Source organism: Larkinella humicola (assembly GCF_008727875.1).
Lineage (GTDB): Bacteria > Bacteroidota > Bacteroidia > Cytophagales > Spirosomataceae > Larkinella > Larkinella humicola.
Genome location: NZ_VTWS01000016.1, coordinates 1 through 23,958 on the forward strand (window position 1 = coordinate 1; position 23,958 = coordinate 23,958).

Sequence of the window (23,958 nt, forward strand, 5' to 3'; positions counted from 1 at the left end):
TTAGGCCTGCCGCTAGCGTTCATCCTGAGCCAGGATCAAACTCTCCATTGTAAATAACTTAACTTAACAGTTGTACTGTTATGTCGTCGAATTGGTTGTTTTGGTACTTCTGTCCACTACGTCAAAGAACATATTTTCCACGTTTGGAAAACGGTGACTGAGAACCCGAAAACGGGTGATTCAATCGGCAAGCTATTTTTTCTCTACTCTTTCCCCGATTTGGGACTGCAAAGGTAAGGGAAGGTTTTGAAAAATCAAAAGAAAAAAGAAAAAATAATTTTTGGCTGCTTTTTCTTTTTTAACCCCTAAGCCCTTGTTTATCAATTGCTTAGTGACCCTCGCCCCGCGTCGTATCCCCGATTTGGGACTGCAAAGTACCGCATTATTTTAACCTTTGTCAAGACCACCAACCAAAATAAATAGGCAACTTCTTTAAGCCCGGTAGTAGATCCTTCGTTCTCAAGAAGTTACCTATTTAAAATTTTTGAAAATAGTTAGATTCGTTGAATCAAATGGTTCTTTTTGCCTTTGGAAACGATCAAATACCGCCCCTGCAACCATTCTAGGCCGGACAAAACCGTGGTGTCATTTATCTTTTGCTTGTTGATACTAACGGCATTTTGAGCCAATGCCCGCCGGGCCTCGCCCTTGGAAGCATAGATCTCTCCCTGCGTGGTGAGCGACAAAAGCTCAATAATGTCCTTACAGGCTTCCCAATCGGCCTGGGTGACCTGCGTTTGGGGAACCCCTTCAAAGATGACGTCGAATTCGTTCGTCTGAATCGTTCGCAAGGTATCCATCGTAGCCTTCCCGTATAATACTTCCGACGCCTTTACGGCCAGCTCATACCCGGTTTGGGAGTGAACCCGAATAGTGACGTCTTCGGCGATTGCTTTCTGCAAGATCCGTAAATGTGGCGCTTCGGCGTGCTGCCGTTCCAGCTCTTCGATTTCTTCGCGGGATAAGAGCGTAAAAACCCTGATTAGTCGCGGGCAATCGGCATCGTTCGCGTTGAGCCAGAACTGGTAGAACTGGTACGGCGACGTCATCGCGGGATCGAGCCAGACGTTGCCCCCCGCCGATTTCCCGAATTTGGTTCCATCGGCCTTCGTGATTAAGGGCGTGGTTAGCGCAAAAGCATGGTATTCCTCACGCCCTTCCTTGCGCCGGATCAGTTCGGTGCCAGTGGTGATGTTGCCCCATTGATCGGAACCGCCCATCTGAAGCCGGACGCCCTTGTTTTTGTAGAGCCAGTAGAAATCGTAGCCCTGTAGTAACTGATACGAGAATTCCGTAAAGGAAAGACCGGTTTCCAGACGTTTTTTCACCGAATCTTTGGCAACCATATAATTAACCGTCAGGTGCGTTCCGGCTTCCCGCAGAAAATCGAGAAAAGAGATGCCCTTGAACCAGTCGTAGTTGTTGACCATTTCGGCCGAATTGGCACTGCTGTCGAACGTCAGAAACCGGGCAAGCTGCGCCCGAATCCCTTGCTGGTTGTGTCTTAGGGTTTCTTCGGACAGGAAGTCGCGCTCGGTAGACCGCCCCGATGGGTCTCCGATCATTCCCGTGGCCCCACCCACCAACGCAAACGGCTTATGCCCGGCCCGCTGAAAATGCACCAGCAACATGATGGTGGCCAGATTCCCGATGTGCAGGGACGCGGCCGTAGGGTCGAAGCCAATGTAACCGGCGGTGGATTCTTTGCGGAGTTGTTCGTCGGTGCCGGGCATCATATCCTGCAACATGCCCCGCCAGCGGAGTTCTTCAATAAAATCAATCATTATCAATTTTGACCGGGTCGCCGGTGCGATGAGTGAATGAGTGAATGAGTGAATCTTTTGCCAGTGAGCAGGTAATTTCACTTTTCACACTTGGATGGAATAAGCCCGAAATCCTATCATCCATTTCGGAACAAAGATACAATTTCAGGGTAAAAGCAGCGAGGAGTCGCCGTAACTTAAAAACCGGTAGTCACTTTCCAGGGCGGTATTATATATCGTACGCCAGTCTTCACCGATAAAAGCCGCTACCAATAGAATCAGTGTGGAGCCAGGTTGGTGGAAGTTGGTCACTAATCCATCGACCAGCCGAAACCGATAGCCCGGCATGCAATAAATCCCGGTATGGGCAACAACCTGATTTTGGCCCGTCTGCTGAAGATGCATCAAAACTGCCTGCAAGGCTTCGGACCTCGGCGGCAATTCATCTTCCGGAAACGCATAAGCGTATTGCTGATCCAGATAAAAGGGCTCGGCTTCTTTCTTCAATAACCGCACCCCAAACCAGTAAAGGCTTTCCAGCGAGCGCATCGACGTCGTCCCAACCGAAATAACCGGGCCGGTGTGAGCCACCAGCGTTTCCAGATTCTGTCGGGAATACACAACCTGCTCGGTGTGCATCGTATGTTGACGGACATCCGTGGTTTTGATCGGCTGGAATGTACCGGCGCCGACGTGCAGCGTCAGGTAATCGGTCTGGATGCCTTTCTGGGCAAGTTGTTCGAGTACCTCCGGCGTAAAATGCAGGCCCGCCGTTGGAGCCGCCACCGCACCTTCGACTCGGGAATAAACGGTTTGATACGAATCGTTGTCGGCTTCGGTGACGTCGCGGTTCAAATACGGCGGCAACGGAATTTTGCCGGTTTCGTGCAGAATGGCGGCAAAGGATTCGTCGCCCGGCGTTTCGTCGCCCGGCGTCCACTCAAACCGGATGTGCGATTGCTCGGGATCGTGCCAGTGCGCCCGTACTACTATAGTGTGGCCGCCAACCCGGATTTCCTTCGTCAGCACTTCGTCCGGTTTCCAGCGTTTCCGGTTGCCGATCATGCACTGCCAGATGCTCCGGTTTTTGTCCTGCATGGCTTCCGAAACCAGCCGGTCGGCGGGAACGGGATTAAGCAGAAACAGTTCAATAACCGCACCGGTTGACCGTTGAAAATGCAGCCGGGCCGGAATGACTTTTGTATCATTGAAAACCAACAGGCTGTTTTGAGGTAGCTGATCCGGTAATTCAAAAAAAGACCGGTGCGTGATTTTCCCATGACGGTATTCCAGCAATTTGGAACGGTCGCGTTGCGCTAACGGAAACCGGGCGATGCGGTCGTCGGGAAGATCGTACTGAAAGTCATTGAGTTGCAACTCCTTCATACTAGTCTTCGGCAACGGGTTTCATCGCCAGGCGAATGGGCAGCGAAACAATCACGATCACAATGATGGCCGTACAAACCGGCAGTAACCACTGGTGACCGCTCAAATTTGTCGACCCCAGTTGCGTATTCAATTTCCCGAGCACATACAACGCCAGCGCCATTACCGTGTTGACGGCAGCCATCAGACAGTGGAACCAGTTGCGAAAAATCTCATTCAACTGGCTCCGGTGTTCGAGCCAAAGCTGTTGATTGGGAATGGGCAAAGCCGTACCGGACGCTTTTGGAAACAGTTTCGTGAGCGTGTTGATGAGCGTGTTGTTGATCAGAAAAATGGCGACACAGCCGTAGAAAAGATAATCCCGGTTGATGAACACATCCGGGCGACTGTCGGGGGTGAAACGTACGGCGACATTGGTTTCAAGGGAAACGTAGGTATAAATCAGGAGGGTGCCGAAGCCCACCAGGGAGGCCAGGCGCCACAAACGAATGGCAAAATTGCTAATTTTCATGAAGTTGATCGATTCGCCTGACTACAGGCTTTGGGCCGCAAAGGTACGGGCTGAGGAGGTGTGTTCCCAATCCCGGCTTTAAAGTTCTTTGCCGAACTCTGCGTTCCTTTGCTCATCTTTGCGGAACAGCATTTCGTTATTCCATGAAAATTTACACCAAAACCGGTGACCAGGGCCAAACCTCGCTGATTGGTGGTCGACGCGTCAGCAAAGCCCACCACCGCATCGAAGCTTACGGCACGGTCGATGAACTGAATTCGGTGATGGGCCTGGTGCGGGATCAACCGGTGAATGAAAGCCGGAAAGACCTGCTGAAAGAGATTCAGGACCGGCTCTTTACGATCGGCTCCGAGCTGGCCACCGATCCCGAGAAAACCATTAAAAAACCGCTGCCGGTGGTACTGGATACCGACGTTACCCTGCTCGAAAAAGCGATGGATGAGATGGATGCCGAATTGCCTGAACTCCGGGCGTTCGTGCTGCCGGGTGGTCACCAGTCGGTTTCGTTCTGCCACCTGGCCCGCACCGTTTGCCGACGCGCTGAGCGACTGGTGATTGCCCTGAACGACGAAAAACCGGTTGATCCCCTGGTGATTCAGTACCTCAACCGGCTGTCGGACTATTTATTCGTGTTAAGCCGAAAAATGACGCAGGAACTCGGCGCGGAGGAGGTGGTCTGGAAACCGCGCGTTTAACCGCTTTTATTCGCCGGTCAGGATTTTTAAATCCGATTGTGCCAACCGATAGTTCAATTGCGCAGCGTACAGATCAGCCTGTGCTTTTGCCAACAAAGATTTCGTAGTCAGAATGTCGGCCTGCGTGTTTAATCCGGCGTCTTTTCGGTCATTCTGAATTTTCAATTCCTGCGTGCGGTAGTTGACAGCCTTCTCGGCAACCGCGATTAAAGCCGTGGCCTGATTGATTTTCCGGTAGGCCTTTTCAATGTCATTCGTGACCTGTTCCTGCGTATTGGCAACGTTTTCCCGCGCCTGTTGCAGCAGAAAACCGCGCTGGTTCAGAACCTGTTTATTGGCAACTAAATCCTGAATATTCCATTTGAAAGAAACCCCGGCAAACGGATTATTGGCAGGATACAAAACGTTTCCGGTCTGGTACGTATACCCGGCAATCAATCCTACATCGGGCCGGTAACTTAGCTTCGCAGCTTTGATGGCCAGCTCGGTTTTTATCTGTCCCAGGGTTGCTATTTTCAGATTCACGTTGTGCGTGGTTGCTATGGTTTTAGCTTCTTCTACAGAATGACTTGTCTGTACCGCAGGCATCACGTCTTCCGGAATAAACGAAGGCGTCAAAATACCGGTCAGTTGTTTTAAATCCGCTGTGTAATCTTCCGCCTGAATGGTTAATTTCAACAGATTCTGTTCTTCATCAGCGATGTTTGCCTGCAAACCTACCTTACCGGCGTCAACGGTTTTTCCGGATAACAAAGCGCTTTCCACGTCATACAATTTCAGGTGTGCCAGGTCCAGTTTAGCCTGCGCTTCTTCCTTTTGTTTCCGGGTAATCAGCAACCCGTAGTACACCTTTTCAACCGTTTGCCGGATTCGCAAAGCGGCTTTTTCCTTTTCCATTTCCGCCATCCGCACATCCGTTTTCGCCAGATCGATGCCGGTTCTGATCTTGCCTAACTGGCTGACCGGCTGGTAAACCGTCGCGCCCACATTAAACGTGTGGTGATTTCCCAACACAAACGTTTTGTCCGCATTGGGCAGGGCTACCACATTTTCCGCACTTAAGGGCAGCGAGCCAAAGGAGCCCTGCGGAATCACGAGCGCGCCCAGATTGGCGTTGTATTGATACGTCGAACTGACCGAAACCGAAGGGTATTTTTTGATTTCACTTTCCTTCACCTGCGCCCGTTTCTCTTCAACCTGCCACTTCTTTGCGTTCAGCAGGTGATTGTTTTGTAAGGCGAGGTCAATCGCTTTTTGCAACGTCAACGGCTCGCCTTGCTGGGCAATGGCAGGCGTGGTTATCAGCCAAACGATAGCCAGTTTTAAGACAAATTTAAATTTCAGATTAGCGTTCATGGTATGCAACGGAATGGGTGGGAACGAGGTCTTTTTTATCACTGGGTTTGATAAGCGCGATGTACAGAACCGGTACGGTGAGCAAGGCCATGATCATCGACCAAACCACTCCAACGGCAATCACACTCGCCAGCGGACTCCACATCGGTGAGCCGGAAATAATCATGGGTAATACGCCAATCGCAGCCGCCATTGCGGTCAGAAAAATGGGGCGTAACCGTCGCCGACCTGATTCAATAGCGGCCGTTCGAATGTCCATGCCGTGTTTCAATAATTCATTGGTATGATCGACCAGGATAATCGCATTTCGCACCACAATTCCCGAAAGGCTGATCAAGCCGACGAAGGCCGTAAAGCCGAAGTTATTCCCGGTGATGTACAAGCCGAACAGCGCACCGAACAGACTCAAGGGAATGGTGAGCATGATGATGGCGGCTTCTTTAAAATTGCGGAACTGGAACAGAAGAATGAAGAATATCAACACGAGACTAACCGCCAGAACCGTCATCATCTGGCTGAATGTTTCCTGTTTATTCGCGTATTCACCCCCGTATTCGATGCGGTATCCCGGCGGCACCTGCAGCCTGGAGATTTCGGGCTGAATCGCTTTTAACAATTCGGCGGGAAGCACATCGGGCTGCGTTTCGCTCTGTACCGTCAAGGTGCGGACGCCGTTGCGGTGCATGATTTTACCGGTTTGCCATTCGGGAACAAGATCGGCGATCTGGCGTAGCGGCACTCTCGCTCCCGTAACCGGCGATTCCAGGTAAATATTCTGCAAATCGCTGGTGTTCCGACGGTTCCTTTCGTCCAGCCGCAGCACAATGTCCACGGCATTGTTGCCTTCATACATGGTCGAAACCGGCGCACCCGCAAAACCGGTATAGACGGACTGTGAAATGCTGGTGGTGGTGAATCCGAGCCGGTTGGCTTCTTCCTTCAATCGAATGCTAATGCCGTAATAATCCTCCCGGAAGTCGTCGCGAACCATCCGGCTTCCGCTGGTTTTCTTCAGAATGGCCTGCACCTGACCGCCGATTTGCTTCAGGCGCGTGATGTCATCCCCGATGATGCGGACCTCAACCGGCGCTTTCAGCACCTGCCCCTGCTGCATCAGTTTCACCTGCGGCATGCCTTCGGGAATCAGTTGATCCACTTTGGCCGCCAGTTCTTCCGCAAAGGCTTCGGTCGTTTTTTCATCCGTTGTATTGATCAGGATCTGGGCGTAATTGTTCACCGGGACTTCGGGCGAAAAGTTGTAATAAAACCGGGGGGCACCGGTTCCGACAAACGTGGCGAAAGAAGTCACTCGCTGGTCCTGTTTGACCAGTTTTTCGACTTTCCGAATGGCCTGCTCGGTTCTGTCCAGTTTGGTACCGGTCGGCATCCACAGTTCAACCACAAACTGGTTGCGTTCAGCGGCCGGAAAAAACTTCTGTTTGATGCCTTTCGTATACAGCAGGCCCGCTAACAGAATGGTAGCCAGACTGCCGAAGATGGTGACTTTCGGAAACCGCACGCACCAGTCGAGGGCCTTGTTGTAGCCATTCTGCATCAGATCAAGCAGCGACGTTTTCTTCTTCCGGTTTTCAGCCACTTCACTGTGATCGTGTAATCCTTTCCTGATGAAGGTATAACAGAGCAGGGGCGTTAAAACCATTGCCACAATGAACGACGACGACAGGGCGATGGCAACCGTCAACGGCAACGCATTGATGAATTCGCCAACCGTTCCGGTGAGCAAAACCATCGGCATAAAGGAGGCAATAATGGTAACTGTTGCCGCTAAAACCGGCACAACAAGGTCACTGGCACTACGCCAGGCTGCCGTCCAGCGTTCCACCCCTTCGTCAAGGAGTTCTACGTAATTATCAGCGATGACAATGGCATCGTCCACCACCATGCCCAGCACCACGATCAGGGCTGCGAGTGATACCTGGTGGAATTCGATCCCGAATGCCTGCATGAGCGCGAAGGTTACCGCAACGGTTACCGGAATCGCCATCGCGGCTACGGCGGCAATCCGGAACGGCAACAGCAAAATCACCACAATCACCACCGAAACGATGGCCAGAAAAAACTCGCGGATAAAGTGCGAAATGTTTTGGTCTACCAGATGCGGTTGATTCACCACCGTTGTAATCCTGACGTTTCCGGGTACTTGCTGCGTAACATCCGCAATCTTTTGGCTAACCTCATCCCCAAACTTGACAATGTTGTTGCCTTCCTGCATCTGCACCGTCAGAATCAGCGCTTTATGGCCATTCACGGTGGTTTTGGTGGTAGGTTCGGCGTATTGCCGACCGATTGTGGCGACATCGCCCAGCCGCACGACCGAACCGGATTGCGAAGCGCCGACGATCTGATTGGCGATTTCGTTCTCCGAATTGTAGTAGCCGTTGGTGTACAAAGGCGTCTTGCTGTTTTCGGTTTTGATATCGCCGGTTGCATTGATGGCATTTTGGGACTGCAAAACCCGCACAACCTGCTGCAAATTGACGCCGTATTGCGACAGTTTTTCGGAATTGGAGGTCACCGTGATCTGTTCTTTCTGCTCACCGATGCGCTTGATTTTCGATACGGCTTTGACGGTGCGGAGGTTATCTTCCAGTTTCTGAGCGTACTCTTTCAACTGGGCATAACTGGCGTTGTCGCTCTCAATGCCAATCACCAGGGCTTCGGTATCACCAAAATCGGAATTGACAATCGGTCCACGGACGCCCTGGGGTAAGTCCAGCGATTTCACCACCAGCAACTGGTGGCGAAGCTTGCTCCAGAACACGTCAGGCTGTTTCACATTTTCGCCCAGTTCGACATTCACCACCACCATACCATCCTGGGTGGTCGAATAGGTTTTGTCTTTGCGGACTTCTTCAAACTGAAACAGGTATTGCTCCAGCTTTTTGGTAACCTGATCTTCCACTTGTGCCGAGTTAGCACCCGGAAAATAAGCCAGCACCAGGCCCTGCCGAACCGTAATTTTCGGGTCCTCCCGGCGGGGCATATTCAACAGCGAATTGATACCGATGGCGAAAACCAGCAGCAATACCGACAGCGTTACCTGCTTGTATTTTAAGGAAGCTTGTACGAAATTCATGGCGGTTAGTTTTTAGCGATTGAAATCAAGGAACCGTCATTTAATTTCTGTTGTCCGCCCGTTACCACCGTTTCATTTTCGGCCAGGCCTGACGTAATTTCAATCTGATTATTGATCAATTGCCCCACGCTAACTTTCCGTTTAAAGGCTTTATTCTGATCGGCAGCAACGACGTAAACGTAGCTTTGATTATCGAGATCATGCAGTACCGCTTCGGCGGGTAAAGCCAGGCGGTTTTTGAGCTGACTGGACAAGATTTTCACTTCGGCAATCATACCCGGTCGAATTAATAAACGAGGATTTGGCAATTCAATTTTGATGGTAAAAGCCCGGGAGGTTGCATCAGCGGCCGAACCGACTTCAATCACTTTTCCGGTAAACGTTTCGTTCAGCGAAGAAACCAGAACCGTTGCCTGCTGGCCCAATTTGATGCGGTGCAGCTCACTTTCGGGGATATACGCATTGACTTTCACGGTACGAATATCGGACACGACAAAAAGGGGCGTACCAACGCCGGTTATCTCGCCCACTTCGGCCAGTTTTTTCAGCATGACGCCACTAATCGGTGCGTACAATTTGGTATCGGCGAGGTTCTTTGCCTGCAATTTTTGCTGAGCATGCGCCTGTTGCAACCCGAAATTTACTTTTGAGAAATCGCTTTCGCTGATGCTTTTGCGGTCGTACATCAGTTTCAGGCGGTTGTACTCGTCCTGCACCTGATTCACCTGAACATCAGCCATTTCTTTGGCAATGCCGTAGTTGGTGGGATCGAGGCTGGAGAGAAGCTGGCCTTTCGAAACGAGCTGGCCTTCACTGGCCGCGATGTAGTTGATCTTGCCCGCGACCATAAAACCCAGTCGTACGGTTTTGTTCCCTTCAATGTTTCCACTGATTGAAATTTCGTTGCGGGCTGCGACATTACCGGCCCGGGTTGTCACAACCGGGAGGGCCGTTTCGGGGGTGTTTTCCGACGGAGCCGTCTTCGGCTGGCAAGCGGAGAAAGCCAGCAGAAGAGCAAAAATCGGGTACATACGGGTCTGTTTCATTGCGGTATTCTTTTTTGAATTTCCTGAGCTAAATTCAGGAACTGGTGGGAGGTTATTTTTAATTTATTTTAAAAAAATCGGCAGTAATTTCAGTTTCATTTATGCCCAAAAAACGCAGTTGATCGATGACCGAAGCTACAAATTCTTCACTCCCTGCAACCGAAAAATAAAGTTCATCCCGGGTATTCGAATTTAAAACGACTTCGATTGTTTCCTGCGGCATAAAAGCATCGAACCGACGGTTTTTGATTTCGTAATAAATCAGAAACTGGCTCGGAAAATGGCGACTCAAGGCATCAAGCTCCCGTTGAAAAACGAACACATTACTGTCCGACAAATAAAGCAGTGAAACATGGAATGTGTTGTTTTCAAGCAGCCTTGATTTGAGCGGATTGAAAACAACATCAATACCGTTTTCGTCAGTAATGAAAACGTAGTGAGCAGTGGACGGAGAAGGATGTCGCATTGTTTTAGAATTAACAATGCAAAGGACCGAAGACCGGAAACGCTTTCTTTTAATGTATCTTAAAAAATGCGTTCAGCTTCAAAAAAAAAGAAGGGGAAACCGGTTATTTTTGTGCCCTGATCACGCTTAGTGTCTGTTGCGTAATACCCAGATAGGAAGCAATATGTCCCAGTGGTGCCCGTTGGAGAATACCCGGGTGGTTGTCAATCAGCGTTCGGTATCTTTCCTGCGCCGACTGGAACTGGATCGCGTACATGCGGTCGGAGAAAGCTTTGAGCTGGTCGATTAACAGCAAGCGGATCAATTTTTCCAGCGAACTGGAAGAATCAATGTATTTTTCCAGTTCACCATACTGGGCCGTTCGCACCACGCAGTTCTCCAGAAGTTCCAATCCATAGGGCGACGGTTTGCCGTAGAAGATGCTTTCGATGGGCATATTGAACGAGTCTTCCAGAAAGAAATAATGGGTGATGTCTTTTCCGTCCTTTACGTAATAGGTTCGGCAAAGGCCTTTTTCAATAAAAAACACCTTTTTTGAAAAATTATCCGGCTGAAGAAGCTGATGCCCTTTCGGACATTCCTCCCGTTTGAAAGCCAGGTCCAGCCTGGTTTCCAGCTCGGGACCCAGATTAATCCGCTGTTTTACGAAATCAAGTAGCTCCATTTTTGGTTGGAATTGTATGCAAACCTACAAATTTGACGCTAATTAACACACCGTATTTTGATGATGCCGAACTCTGAAAGGAACCCATTCAACCTTCAGATTCTCGCTGTAGTCGGGCTTTTACCGTTCTGAAAAAAATAATTAGCATAACAACTAATTTTTACTGGACACTTGATGAAGTTTTCTATACATTTGCTGACTATCAACCCGCTGACGACTTTTTTAGTTGATCAGATTTGCCACCTACCAATATGACTACCGACTTAGTAAACATCGCGCTAAGGAAAGCAGGACGCTCCCGGATTGAGGAGGTCGACTTCAACAACCTGCCGTTTGGCAAGCATTTTTCGGACCACATGTTTGTGGCGGATTACGCAGACGGACAATGGCAAAACCTACAGGTGGTGCCGTTCGACGATTTCACACTCAGCCCGGCCCTATCGTCCCTGCACTACGGTCAGTCGATTTTCGAAGGCATGAAAGCCTACAAGAATGAAGAAGGTGAAGTGTTGCTGTTCCGGCCTCTCGAAAACTGGAAACGCATGAACGAATCAGCCAAACGGATGTGCATGGCCACGATTCCGGAAGAGGTGTTTATGGGTGGGCTGGAAGCTCTGCTACGGGTCGATGCCGCATGGGTTCCGACGACGACCGACAGCTCGCTCTACATCCGGCCTTACATGTTCGGTACGGATACTTTCCTGGGCGTGGCACCGTCGAAAACCTACCGCTTTTGCATTTTCACCTGTCCGGTTGGTGCCTATTATACCAAACCGCCGAAACTCAAAGTCGAAACGGAATACATTCGGTCGGCACCGGGGGGCGTTGGATACGCCAAATGTGCAGGTAATTACGCCGGATCAATGTACCCGACCCTGCTGGCGCAACAGGCTGGTTATGACCAGTTAATGTGGACCGATGCAACCGAGCACAAATACATCGAAGAATCCGGAACGATGAACATTATGTTCGTCATCGACGGCAAGCTGGTCACACCGGCGACTTCCGATTCGATTCTGAAAGGCGTTACCCGCGATAGCATTCTCAAAGTGGTGAAAAGCTGGGGAATTGAGGTCGAAGAACGGAAAGTTTCCATTCAGGAAGTGATCGAAGGCATTGAAAACGGCAGTCTGACCGAGGCATTTGGTGCCGGAACCGCCGTGGTGGTTTCGCCCTATTCGCTGATCGGTTACGAAGGCAAGGACTATATGCTGAGCGAAGTACCGAAAGAAAATTCGCTGGCCCACCGCATCTTTACCTACCTCAACGACCTGCGGACCGGCCGGAGTGAAGATACGTTTGGCTGGATGCACAAAGTGGTGTAACCAGCTACCGCATGTGATTTTTTGAAACCCCGGCTTCTGCAAAGGAGTCGGGGTTTTCAGTTTTACTTCATGATCAAATCCACATCCTGCCGGGTGCGAAACCAGTCTACGAACCGCCGAATTCCGTCTTCCACCCGAACCGACGGCTGATAGTCAATGAGTTGAACGGCTTTTCTGATGTCGGCATAGGTCTGCTGCACGTCGCCGGGTTGCATCGGCAGGCGATTGATGAGGGCGGTTTTCCCCACGGCCTGTTCGATCACGCGAATCAGGTTGGCCAGCGAAATCGGATCGGAACCGCCGATGTTCAGCACTTCGTAGCCTTTCAGATTTTTCAGTGACTGGATGATGCCACTGACAATATCATCGACGTAGGTGTAATCCCGGGCCGTGGAACCGTCGCCGAAAACGTTGATGGCCTGCCCATTCAAAATGCTTTCCGTAAACTGGCTGATGGCCATTTCAGGGCGTTGAAGCGGGCCATAGACCGTGAAAAACCGCAGGCAAAATACATCGAAACCGTACAGATTGTGAAACGTATGGCACAGCAGTTCGGCCGCCCGCTTGGAGGCCGCATAGGGCGATAAAGGACGATCGGCCGAATCGGTTTCGGAGAAAGGAACCTGTGGTGAATCGCCGTAAACTGATGAAGATGAAGCGAATACCATTTTCGTTACGCAAAACCGCTGCATGGCCTGCAACAAGGTCAGCGTACCGTTCACGTTCACGTCATAATACAACGCAGGATCCTGTACCGACGGCCGGACACCCGCCCGGGCCGCTAAATGAATCACTGCATCAAAAGCGTAGGTTTGAAATAAGGTATCCACCAGTTCCGAATCCCGGATGTCACCCTGATGAAAGCGGTACTCGGGAAGGCTCAACGTTTGCTGAACATTTTTCCATTTGATATCAGGGGCATAATAACTATCCAGGTTATCCAGACAGATAACCTGATGGCCTTCCTCCAGAAGTTGTTTGGCTAAATTTGAACCAATAAACCCCGCTCCGCCCGTCAGTAAGATGGTCATGAACTCAGATCCTTTGTTAAGGTGGATGATTGAAAACTGTACACAACCCCCGCCAGCGATACCACCGCCGTGATCATGTAAAACAACAGACTGACGGAAACCGCAGCATCGGCAGGCACATCGAGAGCCTCGGCACCCAGTAAAAACGTCAGTTCACGCGCCCCGGCCCCGCCAATTGTAAACGGAATGGTGGCGACAATGGACGAAACCAGAAACAATAACACATAAGCTTCCGGCTTTCCCGGGGCATCGACCGCCTGCAACAAGGTCAGAATCTGCACCATCTGAAACCCCTGAACCAAACCGGACCAATCCACCGAGCGTTCAAAAGCCGGTGCAAACTGCGGCATGAATTGCTTCAAAAGCTGTTTGGCAACAAAATGCGCCACCGGAATTCCGAGCAACCACAACCAGCCAATTTGAAACTCCAGCCACAACGACACTTCCGGCACCAGCACCACAAAAACCGCCAGCGCATACAAAAGCGGCAGAAGACCAATCAGCCGATCGATCAGTGTGGCGCCCACCAAGGCTTTAACCGATGTGCCGGTCAGACGGTTCAACAGGTATACTTTATAGCCATCGCCACCAATACCGCCCGGCAAAAAAAGATTGTAATACATGCCAAGCCAATACAATTTCAGGTTGGGCAACCGGCGCAACCGCAGCCCCACCTGCGCGAACAACACCCGCAAACGCTCGGCGGAGGCTGCTTTCGACAGAATAAACAGAACCGTTGCCACCGCCAGCCAGCCCACCTGCGCCCGCGAGATGACGTCCCAGACCCGTTCCGGTTCAATCTTGCGGAAAACCAGCCACAACGACAAGGCCGACAAGGCAATTTTCAGGGCCGTTTTCAGGTACTTTGGCATCCGTCAAACCAGGGCTGTTTTATAAATCCGCCGGATTTTATACGGCTTTTTATCCTGTGATTCGTAGTACGTCCGCATTTGCAGTTCGGTCATGATCCCAAACGTAATCAACTGGATGCCCGCCAAAACCAAAATGGTGCCGAGAATCAAAAGCGGACGGCCCCAGATGTCGTTTCCCATCAGCTTCAAAATGAGCAGATACCCGTTGATCAACAGCCCCACCATCAGTGAAATCAACCCCCAGTTGCCGAAGAGGTGCATCGGCTTGCGGAGGTATTTTTTCATGAACAGCATCAGAATCAAATCGCTGACCACTTTCAACGTGCGACCCAGACCGTATTTTGACTGACCGATCCGGCGCGGGTGGTGTTGCACATCGGTTTGCGTCATTCGGGCACCTTCCAGCCGGGCCAACACGGGAATAAACCGGTGCAGTTCACCGTAGAGACCCAGGTTTTTGGCCAGATCGGACCGGAACACTTTCAGGGCGCAACCGTAATCTTTCAGGTGGACGCCCGAGGTTTGCCGGATGATCCAGTTGGCAATGCGGCTGGGCAGCTTGCGCAGCAAGGCCCCATCCTGCCGGTTGGCCCGAATACCGGCCACCAGGTCATAGTCGCCTTCTTCGGCCAGCCTGACCATCATCGGAATGTCAGCGGGATCGTTTTGCAAATCGCCGTCCATCGTAATGATGTATTGACCCCGCGCCACATCGATACCAGCGGCTAAAGCCAGACTCTGGCCGTAATTGGTTTGCAAATCCACCACCACCAGACGGTCGTTGTGAACGGCTTTCAGTTCGGCCAGCGTACGATCGGAAGAGCCATCGTTGACATAAACGATCTCAAAATCGTAGCCAATCAACGCCCGCTCGACCTGATCGATCATTGGAAAAATATTCCCTTCTTCATTGTAGACACAAATTACGACGGAAAGGTACGGTTGCATACAAAATTATTTTCGGAGGAAAGCTCCGGTACGAAAATCGGAAAGGACTAAAACCGGACCAATTTGGCCGGATGTCTGTCAAACAAGTTAAATTCTGAAAGAGTTTGGTACGATTCATGGCCTAAACTGACCGAATCGGCGATGTAAAGTGTGTTGGGAAGTTTCTGGTTGGTTTTCCGCAGAATTTCACCCCGCACCACTTCGATGTGAAAACTGTTTACGTCGGTCTGCCCGTCGTTGCCGATGGTCTGTTTATAGCCGTACAAGTCTTTGCCGAGCGACTGCCGGGCGATGCGTTCCGACGAATCTTTATACTCCTGACGGTGGGCCAGCCGGGGCGGAATCACCAGCCAGTTGAACCCGTTCCGAAACATCGCCAGAAAGGCAATCAGGATAATCAGCCGGTGTTCGGGTTGCCGGATGTAGTGGTAGACGATGAACGCCAGTACCCCAAACAGCACACTGCACTTCCACCACAAACCCGGTATGGTTTTCGTATCCGGATGGAAAAAAGGCACCCACGCCCCGATGGTGACCACGATCAGCACAAAACCCATGAAGTACTCCCAGCCCCGGCGTCGCCAGTCGGTTGGGTTGGTTCGTTCGTAGTAGACATAGGCGAAAACCGTGAAAAGCAGGGGCAGCAGCATGAGCAGATACCGGGCATACACCTGCGGGGAAGACCAGTAAATCACAAAGTTGACCAGAAAAACAATGGCGTTGAACAGAATAAACGGCTGTCCGGTAATCAGCGGTTTTTCACCCGGTTGACCTTCAGGGGTGGTGTGCTGGGATCGTTTAAAAACGCCTTTCCGAAATAGCAGAACCACTAGTAACATCCAGGGCGCGTAGTGATAGAGCATCTCGAACGGAAAGGTCAGCATGTGGAGCAACGTCTCTTTGATGCCGAATTTCACCACCGTTCGCTTGGCACTTTCGTCGAACAAAACCGACACGATCTTATCCGGCGAAATGGCATTGCGGTCGAAATACGCCAGGTAGTAACTGCCGACAATAAGCAGAAAAAGGCCGATTCCGGCAAAATGCGCCGGGCTGAACAACTTCCGGAATTGTTTGGTATACAGAAAATAGGCCCCCAACGTCAATCCCTGAAAAACCAGCGACGGTAGTCCTTTCATCATAAAACCCAGGGCCGTGATGAGGTAGGTGGTCAGAAACAAGGCCCAGTAGTTCCGTTTCCGGTCGAAATGATACACCAGAATGAAAGCCGAGTAGGTCAGCCACGAGAACGTGATGTCGATCAGGCCCAACATGGAATCATACAATAAAATCCGGGTATTGGTCACGAGCATCAGCGCGGCTGCAAAGGCAATCCGGGAGCCGAGATGCTTTTTGACGAGCCCGTAAATCGTCAGGCCATACAGCAACAGCGACACCACCATCGGGAAGCGTAGGGCAAACGACGAGTAATTCCCGAAGAGGTGAAAAGAGGCCGCGATCAGCCAGTTGTAGAGGGGCGGTTTGTTAAAATACAATTCGCCGTTTAGGGTCGGTGTGAGGTAATCACCCGATAAAATCATCTCCAGTGCCACCAGCGCCCGGCGGGGTTCGTCCGTTCCCGTATCCAGTGGCAGATAGCCGAGGTACGAAAAAAGAGCAGGAATCAGCAACACTACCGTGAGCCATTGCCAGAAAACCGGTCGCTGGTAAAGAGGACTTTGCATTCCGCAAAGGTAGGGCGGATTTGGAATTTGCCGACACCAGCCAGCGGGAATAATAACCGGCCAACAAAAAAGCCCACGAGACGTGGGCTTTAAAAAATGCAAATCAGTTGGTTAGGAATGACCCAACTGCTCCTGCTCCGGCTTGTCCGTATCGCGGTTCCAGTCGGCGCCCGGCACCCGGTCTTTGTTCCAGGTTGTACCAGCCAGATCGCCGTCTTCATCGCGGCTCAGTGCCTCGTCCGACACATCGGTCGAATTATGGTTTGCGTCATTCTGAACCGGATTGGGTTCGTCATCGATCGGCATAACATCCTCGATTTCAACATCATTGGACTGATGCGATTCCGAAGGCAGTTCCACACCGGGCCGGTCCGTTTTTGACAACTGGCTCAGTTCAGGAGCCACACCCATGGTGTTGCGCATCTGCTGAGCGGCATATGATTCCGTACTTTCTTTCCGTGCTTTGCTTGAAAGGCTCATAACGTGGTTGAGTTAATGGGTTAATACACTGGTTTGTGATCTGTCGATGTGCCGGTATGCGCCACATCCTCCTCTTTCTTCTCCTGGTCGCGGGCATTTTTCGTTAGCTCCGACCCCGAATTCGTATTCGCTTTATCCTGTTCTTTTGCTTTTTTCTGGGCTTTGGGAGTCGGAACTTCCTCCGCCGAGGCATAATCGTCGGGTCCGGAGGTGGTTACCTCCACCGTCGAGGTGTTGGTCTTGGAACCGGCAATGTTCTGCTGGCCTTCCTCCGTTACATCGTCTTTGGGATTGTTGTCATCCTGGTCGTTGAAACGCAGTATTCCGTTGGCACCGTCCATGTCCATGCTGCCGATTCCGCGTTCGTTGCGACCATCTTCGCCCCCCCGAACCTCTACGCCGTCCTGCCCATTGGCCGAGTTTTCCTGGTCCGACCGGTTGCGGTTGTCTTTCGCGGCAATGTCTTCTTCGTTGATAGCTTTATCCTTCTCCATACCGTTGAATCGTTGGTTGTAAAGACCACGTTTCTATAACAACCAAGACCGAAAAAGGTTATGAAACCCGACCGGAAACACGCTTAAGCGGGACCGATCAAATCCCACAGATTCCCGTATAAATCTTCAAAAACCGCCACCGTTCCGTAGGCTTCCTTCGCCGGATCGCGCACAAATACGACCTGGTTGTCAACCAGTTGCTTGTAGTCCCGCCAGAAATCATCGGTGTGCATGAATAGAAAAACCCGGCCACCGGTCTGGTTGCCTACCCGGCTTTTTTGCAATTCATTGGCGGCTTTTGCCAGCAACAACCGGCAGCCGGTCGAACCGGCCGGAGCCACCACCACCCAGCGTTTGGACTCCGACAAAACCGTGTCTTCGATGAGCGAGAAGTTTAATTTTTGAGTGTAAAACTGAATGGCGTCGTCGTAATCGTCGACGACCAGGGCGAGCTGCGTTATTCCTGTTTCATGAGTTGATTGGTCTTTTGCGGTCAAGTTGCAAACTTCTCTCCTATTACCGGTAAAACCGTCCTTTACCCTTCCATTTCTGCGTTTCAAATAATCAGAATGTGGCTTTACATAAGCAAAATTCGTCGCCCAGCTACCTGAATGTAGCTTTGCGGTTTCAACAGTAAACAAATCCACTACATGAACTACAAAGTATTTTTCATGGCGGCCCTGCTCCTTTCAGGCTGCTCGAAAGACCCTGCCGACGTGGAGGGGGCCGGGGGCGAAACGACGGACTGGGGGGATCAGCCCGCCTTGCCGGTGGTGAATGGCGAAGCCGCTTTCACGCTCAATGCCGCCGACGATTACGTGAATGTGATGGGAACGACCAACCCCCGGTTGCCGAACTTTCCGGCGCTGAAGGTAAAACCGGGGGTCGTGCGGGGCTATGTGGCCGATTTGAGCGGAAAACCGCTGGAAGGAGCCTACATCGGCGTGCGCTCAACGGCGGTCGGCGGGTCATATTCCGGAGCTTCTGACGAAACCGACGCCAATGGCTATTACGAAATTACCATCCCCTGGGGTGCCACCGACTTTTATGCTGCCGGGTACACCATCGATTACGGCGAAGGCCGAGCCGTCATGAGTTTGCACGCGGCCGATGGTAAACTGGGGAGTTTCCCCTCCGTAGATGGGTTGGTGAAGAACTTCGTTCTGCTGTCCTACGGCGTTTATACCAAAGACCTGGTCAGCCAGAAACCCCGGGATCAGACCAACTACGCGGGTGGTTGTCTGTATATTTCCTACAATGTTGGGGACCCCACGAGCATCTTCGATCCGCCGAACTACCTGCCCGAAAACTCCGAAATTCAGGTGACCCTCACCCCTGACGGACCGGGTCTCTACGGCACCAACAAGAAGTTTGTGATCAACAAGAAAATTAGCTTTCAGAACTCCAGTGTTCTCATTATGAACGTTCCCGTGGGTCGCTACACCCTGAGTGCCAAAATGAAAGACGGGACTTCCCTTCTGATGAAAGCCGTGGGTCGCTACGCCGGCATCTACCCCTACTTTGGGTTGATTCCGGCCGAAGCGACCGGCTCGGCCAAACTGCTGTTTACGCCGGAATCGCAGTCCGGCAATTCGATGACCTTGGCCAACCGGGGCAACTGGGGTGCGATTTCGATCAAGGTAGACCGCCCCCAATAACCAGACCCTGGCGTTTTGAAATGCTGTACCGGCCTCACCGCCAGTACAGCATTTCCGCCGAGTCGATCAGCAACGTCCGGCTTTTTCCATCCGTGTCGATGGCCATGACCTTGCCTTCGCCAGTCCCGGTATTGTCGGTTGAGGTGAACACCACTTTGGCTCCGTTGGGCGAAAAGCGCGGTTCCAGGTCATTGGTACCGGCGGTTTTGCTGGTAGCCGCCGACAAATCCACAATCCCCTTCGTTTTGACGTCCATCGTGTAGATCCGGGCGTCGAGCTGGCGACCCTGCTCATCCTGAAAACCGCTTTTGTCCAGGCTGTACAGGATTTTGAGTCCGTCGACGGAAAAAACCGGGCTGCTCATTCGGTTGCTCTTCGTCGTGAAAACCGTTGTCGTATCTTTCCCTTCCGGCGACATCAGCAGAATTCGATTGTCGTATACACTGCCGGTCGAGGTGGTGCGAACCGCGATCCGTTTAGTAGCCGACGTCCAGGCGCATCCCGCAAAAAAACGCCCGGAGGGGGCCTGATACACCATTCGCAAACCCGTGCCGTCGGTGCGGACGGCGTACAGTTTTTCGTTTGACGGGTAGAGCAATTCCGTCCCATCCGGCGACCAGCAGAACGACAGATCAAGCGGCATCAGTCCCCGAACCGGAACGCTCGTCACCCGGCGGACGTTGCTGCCATCGCGGTTCATCAGATACAGGTGGACGTCGGTTTCGGCATTCGACAGAAACGCGATTTGCAAGCGGTTGGGACTGAAAATGGGCCGCCAGTTGTTGCCGGAACTGGTGAGTTGAATGGCTTCACCGGTTTCGTTGGAGGTAAAAAGCTGGTACCGGTTTTCGACACGCCGGACGTAGACGTACGAAAAGCTCGGAAATGCGTGGGTGTTGAACGACCAAACGGCCCCGTTGACCGTATTGAAACCGTCCCGCACAATCACCTGCCAGGAATACGCCGTTCCGTATGACAACCCGGTCAGCACCAGCGAATCCGCTTTGATGCCGGTGAATTTCTGACTCAGCACCCCGCCTTTCAGGAGGTTGATTTCATAGGTCAGCACGTCCTTCTCCGGGTCGGTGGCTTTCCATTTGAGCGTCACCGACGATTTTTGCCAGACATTGCCGCTGTCGGGACTCACCCAGATCGGGGCCGATGGGGCTTTGTTCGGGCCTTCAAAAAGCATGATTGTCACTTCGGTCCGAACGTTGGGCGTGGCCTCCACCGTCGTTACTTCTTCCCGATACCCGGTTTTTGACGCCTGAACCGTATACCGGCCCACCGCCACCTGATCGAATTGGAACAAGCCGCTCGAATCGGTTTCCGCCGTTCGGCCCGACGGACTCAGCCGGATCAAAACCTGGCCCGCGAATTTTCCGTTGGTGTTGTATTTCACCCGGCCATAGACAGAGCCCTGTTGGGTTGGCTCAACCAGCGTTTCTTCGTTGCATCCCCAGAGGCTACCCAGCAACAGGGCAAACAGGCTATAAAAAGTAAAGCGTTTCATTGGAAGAAAAGAGTAGAATGTGAGGGTGTACCGTTGATGCGGTGTAGCGAAACCGGCCGAAACTTACCGGCGGGTGGGGCGGTTCAGGTAAAACGTCAGGCCGATGGAACCGCGCAGGTAGTAGTCGTAGTAGCGGCCCGAGCGGATTTCGTCCAGTTCGTCGGTCAGGGGTTGCTGGTAGTCCAGCGTGGTTCGAAAACCAACGGTTTTGCTAAACGCGTATTCGACGCCAACGCCCCCGTTCAGCAGGGCGTACCGTTTTCCGTGGAGGGTGAAGGGCGATGCCTCCGCCCGGGATAAAACCAGACCGGCACCGGCGTACAGCAAAGGCGTGACTTTTCGAAACGGTAGCGCCCGGTAGATGAAATTGCCCTGTAGCGTTGTGAGCCGACACCTAATGGCCGGGTTGTTGGCGAGGGTTCCAAGGCTCCCATTCATCTGAAAACCCAGGTATTTGTTCAGGTACAGGTCGGCAGCCACCCCAAACCCGGTTTGAATACCGCTGGTGGCAAAATCCCCCTTGTACCGCCAGACCGACCCATAGGGATGAAACGTGATCATCGACGGTTCGGCAATATTGCGGGCGCCGTAGACATCGGTTTCGCTCATCGTGGTTTTTTCGTGGTCATAATCCGCCAGCATTTTCTCCGTTTTCTCCACCGCTTTTTCATCTACCGCCCAGAGGTTGTCGCGGATACCTTCCAGCACCAGCGATTGCACGGCTTTTTCGACGGCTTCGGTCACCGCCATCTGCGACGGTTCGTTGGTGGCATACCCCGTTTCAGCTTCCAGTAACCGCTTGAAACTCACGTACCGGAACAAGCCGCCATCGACGGCCTGCGACAGAATGGTTTTGGAGGTATAGACGGTTTTCAGGATTTTCCCGGATTTGGTGGCTACCGCCCGCAGATACACCGTGACGCGATCCTGCCGGTATTGGCCCGAACCGCCCGCGCCGAAAAACCGCAGCCCCGCCCCGCCCGTAATCGTGTTGGCATCGTACGACACAATACCGCCTTCCAGAATAATCCCGGCAAACAACAGGGGGGGCAGATTGTCGGCTTCGTTTTTGTACTGCGCCATCCCCGACCGGATGATTTTACGCTCATTGATCAGATTGCTGATGTTTTCGCGTTCGATGGGCACAAACCAGCCACTTTCTTCCAGCGCTTTCAACAGGATGTTGGTGGTTCCCTGCGAAACCGCCGTCGACCAGTTGGCCCCGGTTTCCGACGGTTTGTATTGCCCGGTTTGATCCCGAAATTTATAAACGGCGGCCACGATTTTCTCCCGGGGCGTGGGCAGTTGGCGCAATTCTGCCGTGATGGAGGTTTCTTCGCCCAACCGAGCCGACTGCGTTTTGGTGGGCTGGTTCAGAAAGGCGCTGCATCCCGTCAGCAGTTGGCAGGCGGCCAGAACGACCAGCGCCATTCCTGCCTGTATGCGTATAAATCGGAACATGGTGATGAGGATTGAAGGGTTGATATCTGATTTTCAGGGGCATTAGAAGTAGGGAACGGTGATGTTGCTTTCACCGCCTTTGCCGTCGTTGACCCGAATGTTGACGCCGTCGGCCGAATTGGAGATCACTACCTGCATGTCGCCAAATTGAAACGTGCCTTCTTTCAGGCCCTCTTCGCCGAATTGTTTTTCGATTAAATCGCGGGTGATGCGGCTCATCAGTTGCCGTTGCAGTGATTCGGTCATTTCATCGACCGGTGAGCGTTTGAAGGAAGCCGCTCCGCCAGCGGTTTTGGAAGCGGCCGGCTCTTTGAATTGATCCTGGGCCTGGGCCGAGCTGAGCAGCCATTGGTAATTGAAGGTGTTTCCGCCGAACGCGGGGTTCTTGGGCTGATACGTAAGCGACTGAGCCTGAACCGATTTTGCGCTGGTAAAAATCAGCATTAGGGAGAAGAGAACAATTAGCTTTTTCATATACTTTCAGAATGTGGTGCATTTCTGATTGTATATCAGCGGGAAGGTTGAAAGGTTAACAGCCAACAAGGAGAAAAAAAGAGCTTCTACAACCCACGGGAACGAAGAGCGGCAACGGCCTGAGCAGCATCGATTTCGAGCAGGTCATACCGCCCCTGCACGAACTGCTGCCAAACCGGCTGGTCGTCCATACTGATTTGAATCAGATGACCCGAACCGGGTGAGGGAATTTCTTCGATGGTAATGATCACCTCATCAGCAGGCATCGCGGGAGAAACCGGGCGACCCGGCAACGAATCGGCAACCGTCGGCTGGTTCGACCAGTTTTTATAAAACAGATCGTAAAAGTCTTTGCCCACTTTGGTCCGCGAATTGTCCAGAATCAGGGTGGTGCTTTCGGAATCATCCATCGTGTTTTCCACCAGTACGCCGGTCAAGTCAACCCGTTCGATTTCCGGTTCCTGCGAAAAACCCGCCAGAGGCAACCATGCCAGCATGAGTAGTGTCGAAAGTCGGAAAACGTTTTTCATGGTTAAAAGCCGTTTCGGATGCTGAGTTGACTACCGCCGGTTTGCTCGATCCGCATCGGAACACCCGCAGCCGTGGCGTTTCCCTCCCGGATCAACTGGTTGTTGTTTCCGCGTTGCAACACTTCGAGCAAACCGCCATCCTGCTGAACAGCCCCCCACTGGAAGCGGTTTTGAGTCCCCTGTTGCGCGATGGAATACTGGTTATCATTCCCCGAAAGGTCGAGGTCCAGGCGATTTTGAGTCCCCTGTTGCTGCACCCGGACCCGGTTGTTATTGCCTGTTTCCCGGTATTGCAGCTCGTTTAATTGACCCGTCTGGATCAGAATCAACTCCTGAGGGCCCCAGCCGCTGGTGGTTTTCACCGCCTGCGGCAGGTTGAAAAACACCTCCGACTGGGCCGAAACCCCGAGCGAAAAACCGCTAAAAAAAGCAAAAAGAAGCCATTTCATGGGATTTAAAGCGTTAGAAGTTTTTGAATGAAGGCCGGAGGCCTGTCCTGTCAA

General features: G+C 52.0%; 23 protein-coding genes. 3 read left to right on the plus strand and 20 right to left on the minus strand.

From position 1 onward, the window contains the following. Positions 1-494: 494 nt before the first annotated feature. The 3 genes from tyrS to F0P93_RS31035 all read right to left on the minus strand — a co-directional run bounded on the left by tyrS (position 495) and on the right by F0P93_RS31035 (position 3,660). A complete protein-coding gene (tyrS, locus tag F0P93_RS31025) occupies positions 495-1,781 on the minus strand; it encodes a tyrosine--tRNA ligase (RefSeq protein WP_150881712.1) in 1,287 nt (428 codons plus the stop codon). Positions 1,782-1,928: 147 nt separating this feature from the next. After that, positions 1,929-3,149, minus strand: a complete 1,221-nt coding sequence (locus tag F0P93_RS31030; protein WP_150881687.1) for an S-adenosylmethionine:tRNA ribosyltransferase-isomerase — start codon at positions 3,147-3,149, stop codon at positions 1,929-1,931. A gap of 1 nt (position 3,150) precedes the next feature. Beyond that, complete coding sequence (locus F0P93_RS31035; RefSeq protein WP_150881688.1) at positions 3,151-3,660, minus strand: hypothetical protein; 510 nt, start codon at positions 3,658-3,660, stop codon at positions 3,151-3,153. 143 nt (positions 3,661-3,803) lie between these two features. Between F0P93_RS31035 and F0P93_RS31040 the strand changes: the two genes are divergently transcribed. Continuing rightward, positions 3,804-4,355, plus strand: coding sequence for a cob(I)yrinic acid a,c-diamide adenosyltransferase (locus F0P93_RS31040; RefSeq protein WP_150881689.1), 552 nt, complete (start codon positions 3,804-3,806; stop codon positions 4,353-4,355). A 6-nt stretch (positions 4,356-4,361) separates the two neighbouring features. Here the strand turns inward: F0P93_RS31040 and F0P93_RS31045 are convergent, their stop codons facing one another. The 5 genes from F0P93_RS31045 to F0P93_RS31065 form a co-directional block, all read right to left on the minus strand. After that, a complete protein-coding gene (locus tag F0P93_RS31045; RefSeq protein WP_150881690.1) occupies positions 4,362-5,711 on the minus strand; it encodes a TolC family protein in 1,350 nt (449 codons plus the stop codon). Beyond that, the gene (locus tag F0P93_RS31050) at positions 5,701-8,808 is read right to left on the minus strand and encodes an efflux RND transporter permease subunit (protein ID WP_150881691.1); all 3,108 of its coding nucleotides are present in this window, start codon (positions 8,806-8,808) and stop codon (positions 5,701-5,703) included. Before F0P93_RS31050 ends, F0P93_RS31045 begins: the two co-directional genes overlap by 11 nt. A 5-nt stretch (positions 8,809-8,813) precedes the next feature. Then, a complete protein-coding gene (locus F0P93_RS31055) occupies positions 8,814-9,854 on the minus strand; it encodes an efflux RND transporter periplasmic adaptor subunit (protein WP_150881692.1) in 1,041 nt (346 codons plus the stop codon). Between the two features lie 58 nt (positions 9,855-9,912). Then, the gene (locus F0P93_RS31060) at positions 9,913-10,320 is read right to left on the minus strand and encodes a hypothetical protein (RefSeq protein ID WP_150881693.1); all 408 of its coding nucleotides are present in this window, start codon (positions 10,318-10,320) and stop codon (positions 9,913-9,915) included. A gap of 103 nt (positions 10,321-10,423) precedes the next feature. Beyond that, on the minus strand, positions 10,424-10,984 hold the full coding sequence (locus F0P93_RS31065) for a Crp/Fnr family transcriptional regulator (protein ID WP_150881694.1): 561 nt from the start codon (positions 10,982-10,984) through the stop codon (positions 10,424-10,426). 251 nt (positions 10,985-11,235) lie between these two features. Here F0P93_RS31065 and F0P93_RS31070 point away from each other — a divergent pair, with 251 nt between their 5' ends. Then, complete coding sequence (locus F0P93_RS31070; RefSeq protein ID WP_150881695.1) at positions 11,236-12,309, plus strand: branched-chain amino acid aminotransferase; 1,074 nt, start codon at positions 11,236-11,238, stop codon at positions 12,307-12,309. 62 nt (positions 12,310-12,371) lie between these two features. On the opposite strand, the gene F0P93_RS31075 is transcribed toward F0P93_RS31070, so the two are convergent. The 7 genes from F0P93_RS31075 to F0P93_RS31105 all read right to left on the minus strand — a co-directional run bounded on the left by F0P93_RS31075 (position 12,372) and on the right by F0P93_RS31105 (position 18,316). After that, the gene (locus F0P93_RS31075) at positions 12,372-13,340 is read right to left on the minus strand and encodes an SDR family NAD(P)-dependent oxidoreductase (protein WP_150881696.1); all 969 of its coding nucleotides are present in this window, start codon (positions 13,338-13,340) and stop codon (positions 12,372-12,374) included. Continuing rightward, a complete protein-coding gene (locus F0P93_RS31080) occupies positions 13,337-14,212 on the minus strand; it encodes a lysylphosphatidylglycerol synthase transmembrane domain-containing protein (protein WP_150881697.1) in 876 nt (291 codons plus the stop codon). Before F0P93_RS31080 ends, F0P93_RS31075 begins: the two co-directional genes overlap by 4 nt. A 3-nt stretch (positions 14,213-14,215) precedes the next feature. After that, positions 14,216-15,160 (minus strand): glycosyltransferase family 2 protein, encoded by a 945-nt coding sequence (locus F0P93_RS31085; RefSeq protein WP_150881698.1) that lies wholly within the window; start codon positions 15,158-15,160, stop codon positions 14,216-14,218. Between the two features lie 47 nt (positions 15,161-15,207). Beyond that, positions 15,208-16,845 (minus strand): ArnT family glycosyltransferase, encoded by a 1,638-nt coding sequence (locus F0P93_RS31090; RefSeq protein WP_225309734.1) that lies wholly within the window; start codon positions 16,843-16,845, stop codon positions 15,208-15,210. Positions 16,846-16,956: 111 nt separating this feature from the next. Then, on the minus strand, positions 16,957-17,325 hold the full coding sequence (locus tag F0P93_RS31095; RefSeq protein WP_150881699.1) for a hypothetical protein: 369 nt from the start codon (positions 17,323-17,325) through the stop codon (positions 16,957-16,959). A gap of 20 nt (positions 17,326-17,345) precedes the next feature. Next, positions 17,346-17,819, minus strand: a complete 474-nt coding sequence (locus F0P93_RS31100; protein WP_150881700.1) for a hypothetical protein — start codon at positions 17,817-17,819, stop codon at positions 17,346-17,348. Between the two features lie 83 nt (positions 17,820-17,902). Beyond that, a complete protein-coding gene (locus F0P93_RS31105; protein ID WP_225309735.1) occupies positions 17,903-18,316 on the minus strand; it encodes a VOC family protein in 414 nt (137 codons plus the stop codon). 153 nt (positions 18,317-18,469) lie between these two features. Here F0P93_RS31105 and F0P93_RS31110 point away from each other — a divergent pair, with 153 nt between their 5' ends. Next, positions 18,470-19,477 carry a peptidase associated/transthyretin-like domain-containing protein gene (locus tag F0P93_RS31110; protein WP_150881701.1) on the plus strand — a complete coding sequence of 336 codons (1,008 nt, stop codon included), beginning with the start codon at positions 18,470-18,472 and terminating at the stop codon, positions 19,475-19,477. Between the two features lie 34 nt (positions 19,478-19,511). Here F0P93_RS31110 and F0P93_RS31115 read toward each other — a convergent pair whose 3' ends face one another. From F0P93_RS31115 to F0P93_RS31135, 5 genes are all read right to left on the minus strand, one after another. After that, entirely contained in the window at positions 19,512-20,990 is a 1,479-nt protein-coding gene (locus F0P93_RS31115) for a carboxypeptidase regulatory-like domain-containing protein (RefSeq protein WP_150881702.1), read from the minus strand. A gap of 63 nt (positions 20,991-21,053) precedes the next feature. Further along, entirely contained in the window at positions 21,054-22,451 is a 1,398-nt protein-coding gene (locus F0P93_RS31120) for a CsgG/HfaB family protein (RefSeq protein ID WP_225309736.1), read from the minus strand. 42 nt (positions 22,452-22,493) lie between these two features. Next, on the minus strand, positions 22,494-22,925 hold the full coding sequence (locus tag F0P93_RS31125) for a curli production assembly/transport component CsgF (protein ID WP_150881703.1): 432 nt from the start codon (positions 22,923-22,925) through the stop codon (positions 22,494-22,496). A gap of 86 nt (positions 22,926-23,011) precedes the next feature. Beyond that, on the minus strand, positions 23,012-23,455 hold the full coding sequence (locus F0P93_RS31130; RefSeq protein ID WP_150881704.1) for a hypothetical protein: 444 nt from the start codon (positions 23,453-23,455) through the stop codon (positions 23,012-23,014). A 2-nt stretch (positions 23,456-23,457) separates the two neighbouring features. Next, entirely contained in the window at positions 23,458-23,904 is a 447-nt protein-coding gene (locus tag F0P93_RS31135) for a hypothetical protein (RefSeq protein ID WP_150881705.1), read from the minus strand. Between the last annotated feature and the right edge of the window lie 54 nt (positions 23,905-23,958).

Excerpts from the sequence above, each read along its gene's own strand:
- F0P93_RS31040 (WP_150881689.1), top strand. The coding sequence starts at position 3,804 with ATGAAAATTTACACCAAAACCGGTGACCAGGGCCAAACCTCGCTGATT.
- F0P93_RS31120 (WP_225309736.1), bottom strand. The coding sequence starts at position 22,451 with ATGTTCCGATTTATACGCATACAGGCAGGAATGGCGCTGGTCGTTCTG.
- F0P93_RS31085 (WP_150881698.1), bottom strand. The coding sequence starts at position 15,160 with ATGCAACCGTACCTTTCCGTCGTAATTTGTGTCTACAATGAAGAAGGG.
- F0P93_RS31055 (WP_150881692.1), bottom strand. The coding sequence starts at position 9,854 with ATGAAACAGACCCGTATGTACCCGATTTTTGCTCTTCTGCTGGCTTTC.
- F0P93_RS31115 (WP_150881702.1), bottom strand. The coding sequence starts at position 20,990 with ATGAAACGCTTTACTTTTTATAGCCTGTTTGCCCTGTTGCTGGGTAGC.
- F0P93_RS31045 (WP_150881690.1), bottom strand. The coding sequence starts at position 5,711 with ATGAACGCTAATCTGAAATTTAAATTTGTCTTAAAACTGGCTATCGTT.
- F0P93_RS31110 (WP_150881701.1), top strand. The coding sequence starts at position 18,470 with ATGAACTACAAAGTATTTTTCATGGCGGCCCTGCTCCTTTCAGGCTGC.
- F0P93_RS31050 (WP_150881691.1), bottom strand. The coding sequence starts at position 8,808 with ATGAATTTCGTACAAGCTTCCTTAAAATACAAGCAGGTAACGCTGTCG.
- F0P93_RS31130 (WP_150881704.1), bottom strand. The coding sequence starts at position 23,455 with ATGAAAAACGTTTTCCGACTTTCGACACTACTCATGCTGGCATGGTTG.
- F0P93_RS31035 (WP_150881688.1), bottom strand. The coding sequence starts at position 3,660 with ATGAAAATTAGCAATTTTGCCATTCGTTTGTGGCGCCTGGCCTCCCTG.
- F0P93_RS31065 (WP_150881694.1), bottom strand. The coding sequence starts at position 10,984 with ATGGAGCTACTTGATTTCGTAAAACAGCGGATTAATCTGGGTCCCGAG.
- F0P93_RS31075 (WP_150881696.1), bottom strand. The coding sequence starts at position 13,340 with ATGACCATCTTACTGACGGGCGGAGCGGGGTTTATTGGTTCAAATTTA.
- F0P93_RS31135 (WP_150881705.1), bottom strand. The coding sequence starts at position 23,904 with ATGAAATGGCTTCTTTTTGCTTTTTTTAGCGGTTTTTCGCTCGGGGTT.
- F0P93_RS31060 (WP_150881693.1), bottom strand. The coding sequence starts at position 10,320 with ATGCGACATCCTTCTCCGTCCACTGCTCACTACGTTTTCATTACTGAC.
- F0P93_RS31080 (WP_150881697.1), bottom strand. The coding sequence starts at position 14,212 with ATGCCAAAGTACCTGAAAACGGCCCTGAAAATTGCCTTGTCGGCCTTG.
- F0P93_RS31030 (WP_150881687.1), bottom strand. The coding sequence starts at position 3,149 with ATGAAGGAGTTGCAACTCAATGACTTTCAGTACGATCTTCCCGACGAC.
- F0P93_RS31125 (WP_150881703.1), bottom strand. The coding sequence starts at position 22,925 with ATGAAAAAGCTAATTGTTCTCTTCTCCCTAATGCTGATTTTTACCAGC.
- F0P93_RS31100 (WP_150881700.1), bottom strand. The coding sequence starts at position 17,819 with ATGGAGAAGGATAAAGCTATCAACGAAGAAGACATTGCCGCGAAAGAC.
- F0P93_RS31095 (WP_150881699.1), bottom strand. The coding sequence starts at position 17,325 with ATGAGCCTTTCAAGCAAAGCACGGAAAGAAAGTACGGAATCATATGCC.
- F0P93_RS31090 (WP_225309734.1), bottom strand. The coding sequence starts at position 16,845 with ATGCAAAGTCCTCTTTACCAGCGACCGGTTTTCTGGCAATGGCTCACG.
- F0P93_RS31070 (WP_150881695.1), top strand. The coding sequence starts at position 11,236 with ATGACTACCGACTTAGTAAACATCGCGCTAAGGAAAGCAGGACGCTCC.